The following is a 16,632-nucleotide window of genomic DNA, read 5'->3' on the forward strand; positions in this document are numbered from 1 at the left end:
CTGCCGGGCTCCTGCCTGCAATTCCTTGTCGCAATCGTCACAATCCCATTGTAAGGCTTGCGCTGCGGCATTCTCATGAGGAATCAATGGCCAAGGAAATTTCGCTCACGGATGTGCGTGGGCTGGTCGGTACTGAAACCGGCCTCTCGGACTGGATTGTCGTCGATCAGGCCATGATCGATGCGTTTGCGCATGCGACCAACGACCATCAGTTCATCCATGTCGACCCGGAGCGCGCCGCTTCGAGTGCCTTCGGCGGCACCATCGCCCACGGCTTTCTGACCCTGTCGCTGCTCTCGGCGATGAACTACAACAGCCTGCCGAAGGTCCGCGAGCAGACCATGGGCATCAATTACGGCTTCGAGAACGTCCGTTTCCTCTCGCCGGTCAAATCGGGCGCCCGCATCCGCGGCCACTTTGTCCTCGCCGAAGCCCGCTTCCGCGGCGCTGGCATGCTGATGACGAGCTATGACGTCTCGATCGAGATCGAGAACGAGAAGAAACCGGCGCTGACCGCCAAATGGATCACGATCATCCAATTCGACCCAAAGGACCGGCCCGAAAACGTCTAAGCGCCTTCGAAATCGATGACGTGCCGGATAACCTGGCCGGCATGGAGCCGATCGAATGCCTCGTTGATCCCCTCCAGCGGACCGGTCGACGACAGCAAACGGTCTACCGGCAGCCGCCCGCGTCTGTAGAGCCCGATAAAGCGCACAACGTCGCGGCTCGGCACGCAACTGCCGAGATAGCTGCCGAGCACGCGCCGCTCCTCGGCCACCAGGCTGACGGCGGGGATCGCAAACTGGCTGGACGGATTGGCAAGCCCTGCCGTTGCCGTCGTGCCGCCGCGCCGTGTGATGCGGTAAGCGAGATCGAAGGCCTTGACGGCACCGGCCATCTCGAGCGCGTGGTCGACGCCGCCCTTGGTTGCCTCGCGGATCTGCTCCACCACGTCGGGATCACTGGCGAGAAAGACATCGGTAGCGCCGAGCGAAAGGGCAATCCCGAGCTTGTCACGCGCAAGGTCAACCGCAACAACCCGCTCGGCCCCGGACGCCACCGCGCCGAGCACCGCAGCCAATCCGACGCCTCCCAGGCCAACAACGGCGACTGTCTGCCCCGGCTGCACGCGGCAGGTATTCACCACGGCGCCAACGCCCGTCAGTACGGCGCAACCGAACAGCGCGGCGTGGGTGAAAGGAATATCGGGATCGATGCGGATGGCCGAATGGCGCGAGACGACGGCATGGGTGGCAAAACCCGAAACACCGAGATGATGATGGATCGACACTTCCTCGCAACTCAATCGGCGAGCGCCCGATAGCAGCGTGCCTTTTCCGTTGGCATCAGCCCCGGGTATGCACAGCGCCGGGCGTCCCTCCGCGCAGGGCAGGCAGTGGCCGCAGCTCGGCATGAAGCTCATCACGACATGATCATCAGGCGCCAGATCGTGAATGCCTGGCCCGACCGACTCGACCGTGCCCGCCGCTTCATGTCCAAGCGCCATCGGCATCGGCCGCGGCCGGTCGCCATTGATGACGGAGAGATCGGAATGGCAGAGCCCGGCTGCACCGATGCGAACGAGAATTTCATCATTGCCGGGCGGCGCAAGCTCAAGATCCTCGATAGACAGCGGCCTGCTCGCCGCGAATGGCGGCTCGACCGGAGATCGGCGTAAAACCGCGGCGCGTATCTTCATGAGCTCCTCCCGGGGACGGCTTTAAGCAAACTAGCGGCTCACAGAGTCCAACCGCAACAGGACTTTAGGGTGTGCAGCGGTGTCGCTTTCTCGTCCACGATATCCCTATGGAGCACCGTTGATTTCGATGATGTTGCGATCGGGATCGAGGAGGTAAGCTTGTGGAAAGCCGGCCGGCCCATTGCGCCTAAGTCGCAACCGCCACGGATCGCCATCAGGCCCATCCTCCCGAAAACCCTTCGCGATCAGCCCTCGAATACATCCCTCGAAATCATCGGTGCGGAACGCGAAATGCCCGTCGGCCGTGTCTATGGTCGCCGCACGCCGGAAGGTCCCGGCCGGATTGATGATGATGTGGACCTGCAGCGCGCCGCAGGCAAACCACGCTCCGTCCGTGCTGAAGGGCGGCCTCTCGATTTGCTCCAGACCGAAGACATTGCGATAGAAGGCGACCGATCGGGCCAGATCCGTGGCAACGATAGAAACGTGATGCAGCATCATCGAAGACACCCCCGCAACCGTTGCGACGACGCTCCAACACGGGCCGCACGCGATGGTGGATGATGACACGAATGACGGCGGCCTTGCAACTTGAAGCCACGCGAGGACGGCACAATATCACCGTCCCCGATCGGGAGTTCCAAATTGGTGGCGCTTAGTGGGCGGCGTCTTCCGCACCCTCGGCCAGCAGGCCGAATACGAAGTCCGCAAACGAACGCCAGCACTCCACCCGGAATGTGTCGTCCTCGGTGCGCAAGAGCACGATCTCGGCCTTTCCGAACAGCGTGCGCGAGCAGGCGCCTACGGGGAAGATCTCGAGCGACAGATCCTGGGGGCAGCCCGCGGAGATCGTCGCCTCCGCCCCGGGGCCGGAGACGATGATCGCAACGTTGCGATGCGACACGTCGGTGGCCGAATGCAGCGCGCCCGACTTGGCGAGCGCACCCATCAGGTCGGCGCCGGACTCGTCGATAACAAGCCATTCATCCGGGCCGAGCCAGAGGGCGGCACGACCACCCTTGCGGCCAGAGGTCTTCGGCGCAGCCGGGATCGTGACGCCAAGGGCGGAAGAAAGTGCTTTGAGCGATTCCGCCGGGGCGCGAAGCGCCACGCGGCTTGCCGCGGGCGCCGGCGTCAGCCGTACTGTGGCCGAGCCGCCATGACGACCAGAAAGCACCGACTTGCGAACTGCCGTATCAGCCATTGATGCGGCCTCCTTCCTTGTCAAAGAACACCAAATCAGTCACCTCGACGGCGATCGTCTTGTCCGGCATCGGCACGTAGAGCGTCTCGCCCATCCGTGCGCGGCCACCTGCGACCAGCGCGAAAGCGATCGACTTGCCGAGATTTTCGGACCAATAGGACGAGGTGACGTGGCCGAGCATCGTCATCGGCTTCGGCTCGTTCGGATTGGCGACGATCTGCGCGCCCTCTTCGAGCACGAGCTTCGGATCCTTGGTGACGAGACCGACCAGCTGCTTGCGGCCTTCCTTCACCAGATCCGGCCGCTTCAGCCCGCGAATGCCGACGAAATCCGTCTTCTTTTTGGAGACGGCCCAGGAAAGACCGGCATCGTCGGGCGTCACGGTTCCGTCCGTGTCCTGGCCGACGATGATGTAGCCCTTCTCGGCGCGCAGAACATGCATCGTCTCGGTGCCGTAGACGCAGGCGCCGAGCGGCTCGGCATTGGCCCAGACCGCTTCCAGCACCGACTGGCCGTAATCGGCCGGCACGTTGATTTCGAAGCCGACCTCGCCGGTGAACGACACGCGGAACAGGCGCGCCGGCACACCCATGACCGTGCACTCGGCAACGCTCATATGCGGGAAGGCTTCGTTCGAAATATCGACGCCTTCCACCAGTGGCGCGATGATCTCACGGGCCTTCGGACCCTGCACGGCGATGACGGCCCACTGTTCCGTCACCGAGGTCAGCCACACCTTGAGGTGCGGGAATTCCGTCTGCAGATAGTCTTCCATGTGGTGGAGGACGCGCGGCGCACCGCCCGTCGTCGTCGTTACATGAAAACGATCGTCGGCCAGACGCCCGACGACACCGTCGTCATAAACAAAGCCGTCTTCGCGCGTCATGATGCCGTAGCGGCACTTGCCGGGCTTCAGCGTATCCCAGGCATTGGTGTACATCAGGTTCATGAACGCGGCGGCGTCGGGGCCGACGATCTCGATCTTGCCGAGCGTCGAGGCATCGAACACGCCGGCGACATCGCGCGCCGTCTTGCATTCGCGGGCAACCGCCTGATGCATCGTCTCGCCGGCACGCGGATAAAACCACGCACGCTTCCAGTTGCCGACATCCTCGAACACCGCGCCATGGGATTCTTCCCACTCGTGCAGCGGCGTCTTGCGCGTCGGGTCGAACAGCTCGCCGCGCGAATGGGCGATCAGCGTGCCGTAGGTGACAGGCGTATAGGGCGCGCGGAACGTCGTGAGGCCGACCTGCGGGATCTCCTTGCCGAGCATTTCGGCGGCGATCGCCAGGCCGTGCATGTTGGAGAGCTTGCCTTGATCCGACGCCATGCCGTTCGTGGTGAAGCGCTTGATATGCTCGATCGAGTGCATGCCCTCTCGCACGGCAAGGCGGATATCCTTGGCACAGACGTCGTGCTGGAAATCGATGAACGCCTTGGCGCTGGTCTCCGGGCCCGCACCTTCGGCAGCGCCGATCATGCCGCCGGTCCACTGATGCGCCTGGCGCGACGACAGGCTGATCTTGCCGCCCGACGACTTGCCTGCGGCCTGCGCCATCAGTTCGCCGGCGGCAAGCGACTCTTCGATCGTCTGCTGCAAATCGTCGGTGCCGTTGCAGGCGCCGACGGAGAGGCAATCCTGTGCATAGGTCCCGGGCAGGAAACGCTGGGTTTCCGGTTCGAAAGCCACCTTGCCGCGCGACTGCGAGAACAGATGCACCGATGGCGTCCAGCCGGCAGACACCAGCAGCGCATCGACCGCGATCTTGCGCGGTGAGCCGCCGCCGTTGCGGGCAACGGTCATCGAGGAGATGCGCAGCTTGCCCGAGGTGTTGACCACGGACTGGCCGGCGAGAACGTCGATGCCGAGCGAACGCGCTTCGGCAAGTACCTCGGCACCTGGCGTCTGCCTGACATCGACGATCGCGGCGATCTCGACACCGGCGCGCTTCAAGTCGAACGCAGCCTCGTAGGCAGAGTCGTGCGCAGTGTAGACGCCGACCTTCTGGCCGACAGCAACGCCGTACTGATTGAGATACATGCGCGCGGCCGAGGCCAGCATGATGCCCGGACGATCGTTGTTCGGGAATACCATGTGGCGCTCGATCGCGCCGTTGGCGAGGATGACGCGCTTGGCGCGCAGCTGCCACAGACGCTCGCGCGGCAGGTGGCGGCCCGGGTTTGCGACATGGTCGGTGACGCGTTCGGCAAGGCCGACGAAGTTGTGGTTGTAGTAGCCGAAAGCGGTGGTGCGGGTGAGAACCTGCACATTGTCCATCGCCTTCAGGCTGGCAACCGTTTTCTGCGCCCACTCATAGCCGTCGAGACCGTCGATCTTGACGCCACTGTCGAAGCGCAGCGCACCGCCGGCTTCGGCCTGCTCGTCACAGAGAATGACCTTGGCACCGGCATGAGCCGCAGCAAGGGCAGCCGAAAGACCGGCAACGCCGGCACCCACCACCAGCACGTCGCAATGCGCGTAGCGGCTGGCATAGTGATCAGGATCCGCTTCCTTCGGGGCGACGCCGAGACCGGCGGCACGGCGGATGATCGGCTCGTAGACATGCTTCCATGCCGCCTTCGGCCACATGAAGGTCTTGTAGTAGAAGCCGGCCGCGAAGAAGGGCGACATCAGGTTGTTGATGCCGCCGATATCGAAGGACAGCGACGGGAAGCGGTTCTGCGATTCGACGATCATGCCGTCGAAGACTTCCTGCACCGTGGCACGCACGTTCGGCTGCTTGCGGGCGCTGTCGCGCGCAACGTCGATCAGCGCGTTCGGCTCTTCGGCACCGGCAGAGAGAATGCCGCGCGGGCGGTGATACTTGAACGAGCGGCCGACCAGATGGATGTTGTTGGCGATCAGCGCCGAGGCGACAGTATCACCCTCCAGCGCCGTGTAGCTCTTGCCGTCGAAGGTGAAGCGCGCGGTTCTGGCAGGCGTCAGGCGACCCTTGCCTGCAATACGGTTCGTGCCGCTCATTGTGCCTCTCCTTCGAGCGCTTCATAGGTCTCGACGGGAGCATGCGGAACGGCGGCCGCGCCGATCTCCGGCTTCGGCTCGCCTGCCTTGTACGTCTTGATGAACTTGTCGCTGATCGTGTCACGCGCCGCGTTGAAGAAACGGCCGCATCCGTGCTGGTGACGCCAGCGTTCGAAGATCAGGCCCTTCGGGTTGTCGCGCAGGAAGAAATATTCCTCGAAGGCCTCGTCGGAGATCGAGGCGATGTCGGCCGGGCGGGCGATGTGAGCATCGCCGGCGCCGCGGAATTCGAGCTCGGAGCGCTCTTCCTGACAGTATGGGCAATAGATAAGAAGCATGATGTCCTCGTGTCAGTGCGCGACGGCAGCAGCGGCGGCTTCGTCGATCAGACGGCCGGTGCGGAAACGGTCCAGCGTCAGGCCGGCATTGAACTTGTGCACCTCGTCGCGAGCGATCAGATGCGCGAAGAGATTGGCCGAGCCAGGGGTCGCCTTGAAGCCGCCGGTCCCCCAGCCGCAGTTGACGTAGAGCCCCGGAACCGGCGTCTTCGACTGGATCGCCGAACGGTCCGGCGTGTTGTCGACGATACCACCCCACTGGCGCATCATCTTGACACGGCGGAACATCGGGAACAGCTCGCAAATGGCATCGAGCGTATGCGTGATGATCTGCAACCCGCCGGTCTGGCTGTAGGAATTGTACTGGTCGGTGCCGGCGCCGATGACGAGCTCGCCCTTGTCGGACTGCGAGATATAGGCATGTACTGTGTTCGACATGACCACGCAGGGGAAGATCGGCTTCAGCGGCTCGGAGACCAGCGCCTGCAGCGGGCTCGATTGCAGCGGCACGCGCACGTCGGCCATCTTCATGACCGTCGTGGTGTGGCCGGCCGCCGAAACGCCGACCTTCTTGGCGCCGATGAAGCCGCGGCTCGTCTCGACGCCGGTGACGCGCCCGTCCGGGCTGCGGCGGATGCCGGTCACTTCGCAGTTCTGGATGATGTGGACGCCGCGATCGGAGGCGGCACGGGCATAGCCCCAGGCGACCGCATCATGACGCGCCGTGCCGCCGCGGCGCTGCAGCGCAGCGCCGTTGATCGGGTAGCGGGCGCTGGCGGAGATATCGAGCGGCGGACAGTAGGCCTTGGCCTGCTCCGGCGTCAGCCACTCGTTGTCGATGCCGTAGAGGCGGTTGGCATGGATATGCCGCTTGAAGGATTGCTGGTCGTGCACATTGTGCGACAGCATCATCACGCCGCGCGGCGAATACATCACATTGTAGTTGAGATCCTGCGACAGGTTCTCCCAGAGCTTCATCGAATGCTCGTAGATGTGCATGCTCTCTTCGTAGAGATAGTTCGAGCGGATGATGGTCGTGTTGCGACCCGTGTTACCGCCGCCGAGCCAGCCCTTTTCGAGCACCGCGACATTGGTGATGCCGTGCTCCTTGGCGAGATAATAAGCCGCACCCAGGCCATGTCCGCCACCGCCGATGATGATGACGTCGTATTCGGCGCGCGGCTCGGGCGAAGTCCATTGCTTTTCCCAGCCCTTGTGGCCTCTCAGGGCCTCCCGTGCCACGGCAAAAACCGAGTATCTGCGCATCCGCCTTCATCTCCTTCGGGGAAAGGTCCCTTCTCGTCGGCCATACAAATCGCAAATCCAAAAGCGGCACAACGTTTCTTTTGCGACGCGAAGCGGCTTTTGTTTTGACACACAGCAAGAATGAATGAGATCGCGTGCTCTCTTCCAAGCAGAGCACACCGGCAAAAAAAGCCGAACCGGCCTGTCGCGGCTACTTCCCTCGCCATTCCTCTTATTTTAGTGCATTTGCACTTACAATTTTTGACCGCATAATTCACGCACTGCGCAAGCGCACTTTGCGCGCTGAGGGTCCCGCGTCCGCAGCAGTGGCAACATTCATAAGCCAGACGTCGGCACGCCTATAGGAAGACTCCACGTCCGACTTGGCATCAAACGCGGCCAAAAAAGACAGTGGACGGGATGGCGGCAGAGGACTTCTTCGCCTACGCAACGGAACTGCTGAAGGTCAATCCGCCGCACGCCACCGACCAGCCGATCATAAGCCAGATGAAGCGGATCGGGATAGAGCCGGGCAAAAGCTTCGATAAAAGCAAGGTCGCGCCCGACGTCGCCGAAGCTTTGAAAGACGTCTCGGCCGAAGCTCAAAACGTGATGGACTGGAAAATCGCAACGCGTGCTCGCGTGGCCAACAACTGGTCGATGAACACCGACACCATGGGCGTCTATGGCAACTACTACTTGAAGCGGGCGATCGTGGCGCAGCTCGGGCTTGGCGCAAACCTGCCGGAGGACGCGATCTACCCGCTCAACCTCGGCGACGAGAAGGGAAACCCGCTAAACGGAATGAGCTATAAGATCCACCTCGACAAGGAGAGCCTACCACCGGTCAAAGCGTTCTGGTCTGTCACGCTTTACGATCCGGAGGGATTTCAAGTCGCCAACAGCATGAACCGGTTTGCCGTGAGCAGCTGGATGCCGTTCGAACAATGCGGACGGGTCGCTTGATCTCTACTTCCAGAGCAAGAGCCCGGGCGAGGCAGAGGAAGCGAACTGGCTACCCGCACCAGCAGGACCGTTCAACCTGACGATGCGTCTTTGCGGGCCGAAAGCAGAAGCCTTGACAGGAAAATGGAACCCGCCCGCAGTCGAAATGGTGCCTGGGCTCCAACAGGTCACAGCGCAGTGATGCTTCCACCGACCTGCCTCGACCAGTCCGAGCGAACATGGCCATTGAAGCCTAAGCAGGCTCTATTCCGTCAAGCAAAGAGGCCTCGCGCCCATAGGCGCGGGGGCTTTTCAGGAGGACGAAGCCGACTTGCGCGCAGTCCGTCGCTTCTTGACAGCGGCGGCGGCCGGTGGTGCATCGGCTTCCTGCTGCAAGCGCAACGCCCTCAGCTTTTCCGTCTTCTTTTCGCGAGCGGCGGCTTCCGCCGTAACGATTGCCCTCGCCGTCGTATCGGTGACGGCCGCCTTATCGCGCGATGAGAGCTTAGCCGGATTGAAGAGTTCGTCTTTTGAAGTCATCTGCTCTCTCTCTATCTAGAAGGAGTCTGCCAGATGGCAGTTCAGCGGGCCGGACGGACTGCCTTCTTCGGAGCCGGAAGGAGACCTTCACGCTGAAGCTTCTTGCGCGCAAGCTTACGCTGGCGGCGAACCGCCTCGGCCTTTTCGCGGACACGCTTCTCGGACGGCTTTTCATAGGCGCTGCGCGCCTTGAACTCGCGGAACAGACCTTCGCGCTGCATCTTCTTCTTCAGGACGCGGAGCGCCTGGTCGACATTGTTGTCTCGAACGAGAACCTGCAAATTCTTTCCTTTCATGCGGCAAACTCGTTTGCCGGTTGGTCAGAGTGGAAACTACTTCCGCACCCTGATGCTTGAAGTTTTCAACCAGGATCCGCCCCGGATATCGGCAGCGGCGTCAACTCTCGGCGTCGGGGATGCCGACTGGTTCACGTCGATATCGCTCTCAAGAATCCGCCGATCGAAGTTTTCGGTCTCGAATCGAACACGATACTGCGGGCGACTGCCGTCAGACGGAAGAATCGCCGCAATTATACAGGTCCTGCTCGCCTCTTCGGTACGGACGAAACCGTCTTTCAGAACGATACTGTCGCCGACAGCGTATCTTGGCATTCGTACCATTTGGTTTCACCGAACTGTCTTGATCGTCAAAAGCATAAAAGGCCGGGTTTAACCCCGACCTTCGCCATCAGGCTCTCAACTGCCAGTACATCCGTGGTCAGCCGGGCCGAATGAGAATTAAGCTACGCGCAGGTTGTCCGCAGAATTCTTGCCGGACTTCTTGTCGCGAACGAGATCGTAGGTGATCTTCTGCCCGTCGGAAAGATTGCCCAAACCAGCGCGTTCAACGGCGGAAATGTGAACGAAAACGTCCGTGCTGCCGTCGTCCGGCTGAATGAAGCCGAAGCCCTTGGTGCTGTTGAACCACTTAACGGTACCTGAATTCATAACGATCTCCTTTCAATAGTCGTTACTGCCATGCGTTTATTCACAAGGCTAAGATCGATTTTGAGAGGAAATCTGACGGAGCTTCGCGCTCTTTGACAAAGGTCACAACCAACAGTCGATGGGCTACATATATCGCAAACGGCGGAATAAACAAGGGAAAGAAGCAGGCTATTTGGGTTCGGGCGGATCGCGCAACGCTGATCGGCGGTGCTTCAGGGATACCCAGCTGTGCCGAATGTCAGCCTTTTGAGGGCTCAACAAACCGGCGCCGATGGGGACAAGACACGGTTTTTTACCGCAAGAACCGCCAGAGCATATGGACTTCCACCCGCCATTCTGCTATCCGCAACCTCAATCGCAAGGCTCCGGCCGCGCGAACCGTATATTTTTTGCCTCTGGCGCCTTGCCGACGCCGGGACCAACCAAACCAAAGGAACGTGATTCTCGTGCAGGTACTTGTCCGCGATAACAATGTCGATCAGGCTCTCCGCGCTCTCAAGAAGAAGATGCAGCGCGAAGGTATTTTCCGCGAAATGAAGATGCGCGACTACTACGAAAAGCCGTCGCAGAAGCGCGCTCGCGAAAAGGCCGAAGCCGTTCGTCGTGTTCGCAAGCTGGCTCGCAAGCGGGCGCAGCGCGAAGGTCTTGTCGCACGCTAAGCGTAGCTGTCGTTATTTCGACGTTTTCAAATGCATGTTGGCGGGGGCGATCTGTTCGCCACCGCCTTTTTAATTTGCTGCTGAAGCCTGCCCGTCCTTGAAACGGAGCGGCTACACTGGGGGAAAACGAGCCCGCATGGCTGACATCACCAAGACCCGCTCTCTGCGTTCGCCGAAAATCGCTGTTCTACCGGTTTTCGCAATCGTCACCGCGCTAGGCCTTGCTGGCTGCACGACAAGCAACACGTCCGATGCTGTCATTCGCATCGACAAAGCGCAGGGTTCACAGGAAAACATCGCCTCGCTGACATCAGTCATCAATGCCAATCCGAAGGATCCGGAAGGCTACAACGTCCGTGGCTCCGCCTATGGCCGTGGCGGCGATTTCCGCCAGGGGCTGAACGACTTCAATACGGCGCTGCAGCTCAACCCGCGTTTCTATCAGGCCTACGCCAACCGCGCGCTGGTCTACCGCAACATGGGCCAGCAACAGCAGGCGATTCAGGACTACAACGCCGCCCTGCAGATCAATCCGAACTACGACGTGGCGCTGATCGGCCGCGGCAACGTCTACCGCGCCGCCGGTCAGGACAATGCCGCCTTCAACGATTTCGACAAGGCGATCCAGAACGGCACGACCGATGGCCGCGCCTATCACAATCGCGGTCTGATCTATCAGAAGCGCAATCAGCAGGACAAGGCGATCGACGACTTCTCGAAGGCGATCTCGCTTTCGCCGAACGCGCCGGAACCCTATAACGGCCGCGGCATCTCCTACATCGCGCTGAACGACGACGACAATGCGTTTGCCGACTTCAACCACGCGATCGAGCTCAACGGCAACATTGCCGAATCCTGGGCCAACCAGGCGCTGGTCTATGAGCGCCGCGGCGAAAAAGACAAGGCTGCGCGCTCCTACCGTCACGCGATCGGCCTGGATGCGAAGTACCAGCCGGCAAAGGACGGTCTTGCCCGCGTGGGCGCAGCGACAACCGGCTAAGGCATTGCAGGCAGGAGACCGACGATGGCAGCGAAACAGCATGTGGTCGTCGTCGGCTCCGGCATTGTCGGTGCCTCGATCGCCTGGCACCTGACGCGTGACGGCGCCGCCGTTACCGTGATAGCCGAGGACATCGGCGGTGTGGCGACACCCAATTCTTTTGCCTGGATCAATGCGAGCTGGGGCAACCCGGAATTCTATTTTCACTTTCGCCGCCGTTCCATGGCCGAATGGAAGCGCTTGGGCCGCGAGCTCCCCGGACTGCCGCTTTCCTGGTGTGGCGGCATCTGCTTTGACCTGCCGCCCGATCGGCTTGAGGCGTTTGCCGTCGAGCACCGTTCGTGGGGCTATGACATTGAACGGCTCGACAGCGCAGCAATTGCAGCGCGCGAGCCTTACCTGGCACATGCTCCCGATTTCGCGCTGTCGGTCGCAGAAGAAGGTGCGGTCGAGCCGGCCGCAGCCGCGCGGCTTTTGCTTGCCGACGCGGAAACCAGGGGCGCCAAGTTCGTCAACGCCGCTGTCGACGGCCTTATTCGCAGCGGCGAGCGGATTGCCGGCGTCGTCTCATCGGCAGGCATGATCGAGGCCGATCACATTGTCCTGGCCGCCGGCGCAGGCAGCACGCCGCTTGCCGCCGCTGTTGGCGTCACACTCCCCTTGGAAGCTCCGCCCGGGCTGATCGTTCACTCGCGTCCTTTCGAAAGGCGGCTGAACGGCCTGGTCATGGCAGCCGATCTGCATATGCGCCAGACGGCCGACGGCCGCATCATCGCCGGCTCCGATTTCGGCGGCACCGATCCCGGCGCCGACCAGCACGCCACTGCCGCGGTACTCTTTGCGACGATGAAGGAAAGCCTGACGGAGAGCGACCGGCTGAGCATGGAGTTCTTCACCGTCGGCTACCGTCCGACACCCAAGGACGGCTTCCCGATCATCGGCAATTGCGGCCAGAGCGGCCTTTATATTGCCGTGATGCACTCCGGGGTAACGCTCGCGCCGCTCGTCGGCCTACTCGCGTCTAACGAGATTCTTTCGGGCGATGCGGATGCATCCCTCGCTTCCTTCCGCCTCGGAAGATTCGGCTGACACCACAGTCGAACAAAAATTTGCGAATTGCCGGGCGACATGTTTTAGTGTGTTGCAAGCAGCAACACCTGTCCCTAACATACAATCGTTTCGATAGCAGGCTATCAGGAGAGCCGGGGGCGCGTTGAAGGCAATTGCGGTGGTCCAGTTTTTTGCTTTCATGCCTGTAAGCGGCCGGCGCACCGGCAGTTTCGGCTGCGTAACGCAACAAAGTATAGGCTCATGAGAGGCCGCTTCCGCTTCTTTCCGAAGGCGTCGATCGGGACTTACCTGATCGCGATGGCAGTTGCGACGGCCTTGCCGATTTTCGCCCTTGTGGCACTTCTGCTGGCACAGCTGGAAGATAACCAGCGCTCGATTCTGAAGCGGGAAACAGCCCAGGATGCCACCGCTCTCGCCCGGTCCATCGATCGCCAGCTTCAGGACATGGCTACAACTTTAAGGCTGCTTTCCAACTCGCCGGAATTGGAGAGCAACGACTTCGCGTCGTTCCACGCCCGCACTGAAACATCTCTGCGGGCAGATAACCTTTATGTCATTGCGGTCGACGAGAGCGGCCAGCAGCTCCTGAACACCCGCCGGAACTACGGCGAGCTCCTCGGGAAAGCGGGGAACCTGCCGGCTGTCGAAGCGGCCATTAAGTCGGGCCGAATCGAAGCCTCGGATGTGTTCATGGGGCGAACGAGCGGTGAATTCGTCTACAACGTTACCATGCCGCTGCAGGCGGGCGAGGTCAGGGCGCTGATCATAACGCAGAACGCCAGGGACCTTGCGAAACTTGTCACGACTGAAGGCCTGCCGACCGATTGGTCTGCAGCTGTCATCGATCAGAGCGGCCATGTGGTCGCCTCCGCCGGCGCTACGAACATCGGCTTCGGCCAACCTTTCAATCCGAGCATTCTACCCTCACTGGTCGATTCCAGCGGGGTGTACGAGGATAGACAGGTCCTGCCGAAGGCAATGCTGGGCTATGCGCAGATTCCGGGCTGGTCCTGGAAGGCTGTCATATGGGGACCAGTCGCCACGGCGCAGGCTTCTATCTTGACGACATGGCGCTTTCTGGTCATCGGCGGCTTGGCGCTGATGCTTCTCGCGATTCTGGCCGCCTATGTGGTGGCGCGCCAGGTTCGCACGACAATCCGCTCGATCGCCGACATGGCCATTCGCCTGGGCGAAGGCCACATCGTGGCGCCGATCGAGACCAGCGTCATCGAAGCCAACCAGGTTGCGGTCGCGCTCTCCAACGCATCCTTCGACCGGAGCCAGACCGAAGATCGCCTGCACTTCGTGATGAACGAACTGGTGCACCGCACCAAGAACCTGCTGACCCTGGTACAGGCGATGATGCGCCAGGTCGCCAAGCGCGCCGACAGCGTCGAGGCATACCAGGCAGCGGTGGCCGATCGCCTCGAGGGCCTCTCCCGCTCGATCGATCTGCTCACCAGCGAGCAGTGGGCGGGCGCATCGCTGCGACGGGTGATCGACATCCACTTCAAGAGCTTTCCACAAGCTGCCGAGCAGGCCGATATATCGGGCAAGGATTTCACGCTGAGGCCCGAGGTGGTGCAAAACCTCGGCCTCGTTCTGCATGAGCTGGCAACAAACTCGGTGAAATACGGCGCCCTTTCCGTGCCGCACGGCCGTGTTCTGCTGAGCTGGCAGGACGCGCGAGACGAAGAGCGTAGCGAACCCATGCTTCGTTTCACCTGGGAGGAGCGTGACGGTCCGCCCGCCCACCCGCCAGAGAACTCAGGCTTTGGTACGACCATCATCAAGAACCACGCCGCCGCCGCTTTTGGTGGCACCGTCGAAATCGACTTCCGGCCGGAAGGGTTTTATTGGGCGTTGACGGCCCCTCGCCGCACCTTGGAGCGCGCATAGGTCACGGAACAATCCCGCTGAACGTTCGTTTCGGACAGGCTACTCGAAAGGAGAAGACCATGTTCAGGGAAACGATGATTGCCGCGGCGGTGGCCGCAGTAGCCGCCATCGCAAACCCGGCAAGTGCCGCAAGTTACATCACGCTCGGTCAGCTCGTCTGCGGATCACAGGGCGGTCAGGGACTGATCGTCACCTCGCAGAAGAACCTACTCTGCACCTACACGCCGGCGGAAGGAGGCCCGAAGGTCGTCTATGCCGGAACAATCCGGAAATTCGGACTGGATGTCGGCCAGACGGGCAAGACTGTCATGATATGGCAGGTCCTGGCCAAGACCGGAACCGATATTCCAGAATACGCGCTGGCGGGTGAGTATTACGGCGTAGGGGCCGATGCGAGCTTCGGCGCGGGTGCGGGTGCCAAGGTCATCGCCGGTGGTACAAACCAATCCTTCATGCTCCAGCCACTGAACGTGCAGGCTCAGGAAGGCCTGAACCTCGCGCTCGGCGTGGAGAAACTGACGCTGGCGCCGGCTGCCACCTGATCGCAGGTCGCGCCGAGGAGGAGAGAGGCAAGCGGCCTCTCTCCTTTCCATATCAGGCGGAGTGATCCCTCAGGCCGAAAATCATCATCATCATCATCGTCCCGCTGATGCGATTGACCCTTCGAACGTCCGGGAAGATCAAGCAACCTGGCGACGCCTCAGTGATTGATCGCCTTGTTGATCTCTTCGGTGACCTTCTTGGCATCGCCAAGCAGCATCATCGTGCCGTCCTTGTAGAACAGCGTGTTGTCGATGCCGGCATAGCCGGAGCCGAGCGAACGCTTCACGAAGAGGCAGGTCTTCGCCTTGTCGACGTCGAGGATTGGCATGCCGTAGATCGGCGAGGTCTTGTCGTCGCGCGCCGCCGGATTGGTGACGTCATTGGCGCCGATGACATAGGCGACATCCGCCTGCGCGAATTCCGAATTGATGTCCTCGAGCTCGAAAACCTCATCGTAGGGCACGTTCGCTTCGGCAAGCAGCACGTTCATGTGACCTGGCATGCGGCCGGCGACCGGATGGATCGCGTATTTTACCTCGACACCGTTCTTCTTCAGATTGTCGGCCATTTCGCGAAGTGCATGCTGCGCCTGTGCCACCGCCATGCCGTAGCCTGGCACGATGATGACCTTCGAGGCGTTCGCCATCAGATAGGCTGCATCCTCTGCCGAACCGAGCTTGACGGTCTTGTCCGAATTGTCCGCGCCGCCCGCAACCGTCTCGCCGCCGAAGCCGCCGAGAATGACCGAGATGAACGAGCGGTTCATGCCCTTGCACATGATGTAGGACAGGATCGCACCGGATGAGCCGACGAGCGCACCGGTGATGATCAGCGCCAGGTTGCCGAGCGTGAAGCCGATGCCGGCCGCCGCCCATCCCGAATAGGAATTCAGCATCGACACGACAACCGGCATGTCGGCGCCGCCGATTGGCACGATCAGCAGTACGCCGAGCGCCAGCGACAGGGCAACGACTGCCCAGAAGTCGAAATGGCTTTCCGTTGCGGCGAGGCCGGTGATGAACAGCACGATCAACACCAGCAGGGCAATGTTGATCAGATGCCGGAAGGGCAGCATGATCGGCTTGCCGGACATGCGCCCGTCAAGCTTCAGGAAGGCGATGATCGAGCCGGTGAAGGTCAGCGCACCGATGGCGACGCCAAGCGCCATTTCGATCCGCGCCTCGGTGTGGATCTCGCCGATATTGCCGATGCCGAAGGAAGACGGCGTGTAGAGCGCCGAGGCCGCCACCAGCACGGCCGCAAGGCCGACCAGAGAGTGGAAACCGGCAACAAGTTGCGGCATCGAGGTCATCGGGATCACGCGGGCGATATAGGCGCCCGCACCGCCGCCGATGGCAAGACCGAGGACGATCAACACCAGGCCGCCGAACGAGGGCGTTGCCAGCGTCAGCGTGGTGAGGATGGCTAATCCCATGCCGATCATGCCGTAGAGATTGCCCTTCCGGCTGCTGGCCGGGTGGGAAAGGCCGCGCAATGCCAGGATGAAGAGCACGCCGGAGACGAGGTAGAGGAAGGCTGCGATACTGGTCATG

General features: G+C 61.5%; 16 protein-coding genes and 1 pseudogene. 7 read left to right on the forward strand and 10 right to left on the reverse strand.

Features of this window, described 5'->3' with window-relative positions; translation table 11 throughout:
* The first annotated feature begins 86 nt into the window (after positions 1-86).
* Complete coding sequence (locus ACSQ9D_RS15725) at positions 87-572, forward strand: MaoC family dehydratase (protein ID WP_436282976.1); 486 nt, start codon at positions 87-89, stop codon at positions 570-572.
* Here the strand turns inward: ACSQ9D_RS15725 and ACSQ9D_RS15730 are convergent.
* The 6 genes from ACSQ9D_RS15730 to ACSQ9D_RS15755 all read right to left on the reverse strand — a co-directional run bounded on the left by ACSQ9D_RS15730 (position 569) and on the right by ACSQ9D_RS15755 (position 7,496).
* Positions 569-1,702, reverse strand: coding sequence for a zinc-dependent alcohol dehydrogenase family protein (locus tag ACSQ9D_RS15730; protein ID WP_436282977.1), 1,134 nt, complete (start codon positions 1,700-1,702; stop codon positions 569-571). The genes ACSQ9D_RS15725 and ACSQ9D_RS15730 overlap by 4 nt on opposite strands.
* A 105-nt stretch (positions 1,703-1,807) precedes the next feature.
* Complete coding sequence (locus tag ACSQ9D_RS15735) at positions 1,808-2,203, reverse strand: VOC family protein (protein WP_368515174.1); 396 nt, start codon at positions 2,201-2,203, stop codon at positions 1,808-1,810.
* Between the two features lie 154 nt (positions 2,204-2,357).
* Entirely contained in the window at positions 2,358-2,906 is a 549-nt protein-coding gene (locus ACSQ9D_RS15740; protein WP_436282978.1) for a sarcosine oxidase subunit gamma, read from the reverse strand.
* Positions 2,899-5,892, reverse strand: coding sequence for a sarcosine oxidase subunit alpha (locus ACSQ9D_RS15745; RefSeq protein ID WP_436282979.1), 2,994 nt, complete (start codon positions 5,890-5,892; stop codon positions 2,899-2,901). Before ACSQ9D_RS15745 ends, ACSQ9D_RS15740 begins: the two co-directional genes overlap by 8 nt.
* On the reverse strand, positions 5,889-6,230 hold the full coding sequence (locus tag ACSQ9D_RS15750; protein WP_436282980.1) for a sarcosine oxidase subunit delta: 342 nt from the start codon (positions 6,228-6,230) through the stop codon (positions 5,889-5,891). Before ACSQ9D_RS15750 ends, ACSQ9D_RS15745 begins: the two co-directional genes overlap by 4 nt.
* A gap of 12 nt (positions 6,231-6,242) precedes the next feature.
* Positions 6,243-7,496, reverse strand: a complete 1,254-nt coding sequence (locus tag ACSQ9D_RS15755) for a sarcosine oxidase subunit beta family protein (protein ID WP_436282981.1) — start codon at positions 7,494-7,496, stop codon at positions 6,243-6,245.
* A 369-nt stretch (positions 7,497-7,865) separates the two neighbouring features.
* On the opposite strand from ACSQ9D_RS15755, the pseudogene ACSQ9D_RS15760 reads away from it, so the two are divergent.
* Positions 7,866-8,622, forward strand: a pseudogene (locus ACSQ9D_RS15760) (DUF1254 domain-containing protein); the annotation flags it as partial.
* A gap of 110 nt (positions 8,623-8,732) precedes the next feature.
* Here ACSQ9D_RS15760 and ACSQ9D_RS15765 read toward each other — a convergent pair.
* The 3 genes from ACSQ9D_RS15765 to ACSQ9D_RS15775 form a co-directional block, all read right to left on the reverse strand.
* On the reverse strand, positions 8,733-8,960 hold the full coding sequence (locus ACSQ9D_RS15765; protein ID WP_037119553.1) for a hypothetical protein: 228 nt from the start codon (positions 8,958-8,960) through the stop codon (positions 8,733-8,735).
* Between the two features lie 41 nt (positions 8,961-9,001).
* Positions 9,002-9,241 (reverse strand): 30S ribosomal protein S21, encoded by a 240-nt coding sequence (rpsU, locus tag ACSQ9D_RS15770; RefSeq protein ID WP_007527643.1) that lies wholly within the window; start codon positions 9,239-9,241, stop codon positions 9,002-9,004.
* A 456-nt stretch (positions 9,242-9,697) separates the two neighbouring features.
* Positions 9,698-9,907 carry a cold-shock protein gene (locus tag ACSQ9D_RS15775; RefSeq protein ID WP_037119557.1) on the reverse strand — a complete coding sequence of 70 codons (210 nt, stop codon included), beginning with the start codon at positions 9,905-9,907 and terminating at the stop codon, positions 9,698-9,700.
* Between the two features lie 446 nt (positions 9,908-10,353).
* On the opposite strand from ACSQ9D_RS15775, the gene rpsU (ACSQ9D_RS15780) reads away from it, so the two are divergent.
* The 5 genes from rpsU (ACSQ9D_RS15780) (at position 10,354) to ACSQ9D_RS15800 (ending at position 15,078) form a co-directional block, all read left to right on the forward strand.
* Complete coding sequence (rpsU, locus tag ACSQ9D_RS15780) at positions 10,354-10,566, forward strand: 30S ribosomal protein S21 (protein WP_003585885.1); 213 nt, start codon at positions 10,354-10,356, stop codon at positions 10,564-10,566.
* Positions 10,567-10,702: 136 nt separating this feature from the next.
* Entirely contained in the window at positions 10,703-11,566 is an 864-nt protein-coding gene (locus ACSQ9D_RS15785; RefSeq protein ID WP_436282982.1) for a tetratricopeptide repeat protein, read from the forward strand.
* A 24-nt stretch (positions 11,567-11,590) separates the two neighbouring features.
* Positions 11,591-12,655, forward strand: a complete 1,065-nt coding sequence (locus ACSQ9D_RS15790; protein WP_436282983.1) for an NAD(P)/FAD-dependent oxidoreductase — start codon at positions 11,591-11,593, stop codon at positions 12,653-12,655.
* Between the two features lie 222 nt (positions 12,656-12,877).
* A complete protein-coding gene (locus ACSQ9D_RS15795) occupies positions 12,878-14,536 on the forward strand; it encodes a sensor histidine kinase (protein WP_436282984.1) in 1,659 nt (552 codons plus the stop codon).
* 59 nt (positions 14,537-14,595) lie between these two features.
* Entirely contained in the window at positions 14,596-15,078 is a 483-nt protein-coding gene (locus tag ACSQ9D_RS15800; RefSeq protein ID WP_436282985.1) for a DUF992 domain-containing protein, read from the forward strand.
* A 158-nt stretch (positions 15,079-15,236) separates the two neighbouring features.
* Here ACSQ9D_RS15800 and ACSQ9D_RS15805 read toward each other — a convergent pair whose 3' ends face one another.
* Positions 15,237-16,631 (reverse strand): NAD(P)(+) transhydrogenase (Re/Si-specific) subunit beta, encoded by a 1,395-nt coding sequence (locus ACSQ9D_RS15805; RefSeq protein WP_436282986.1) that lies wholly within the window; start codon positions 16,629-16,631, stop codon positions 15,237-15,239.
* Position 16,632: the final 1 nt, after the last annotated feature.

The organism is Rhizobium sp. LjRoot258, from assembly GCF_964254185.1.
In the GTDB taxonomy this organism is placed as follows: Bacteria; Pseudomonadota; Alphaproteobacteria; order Rhizobiales; family Rhizobiaceae; genus Rhizobium.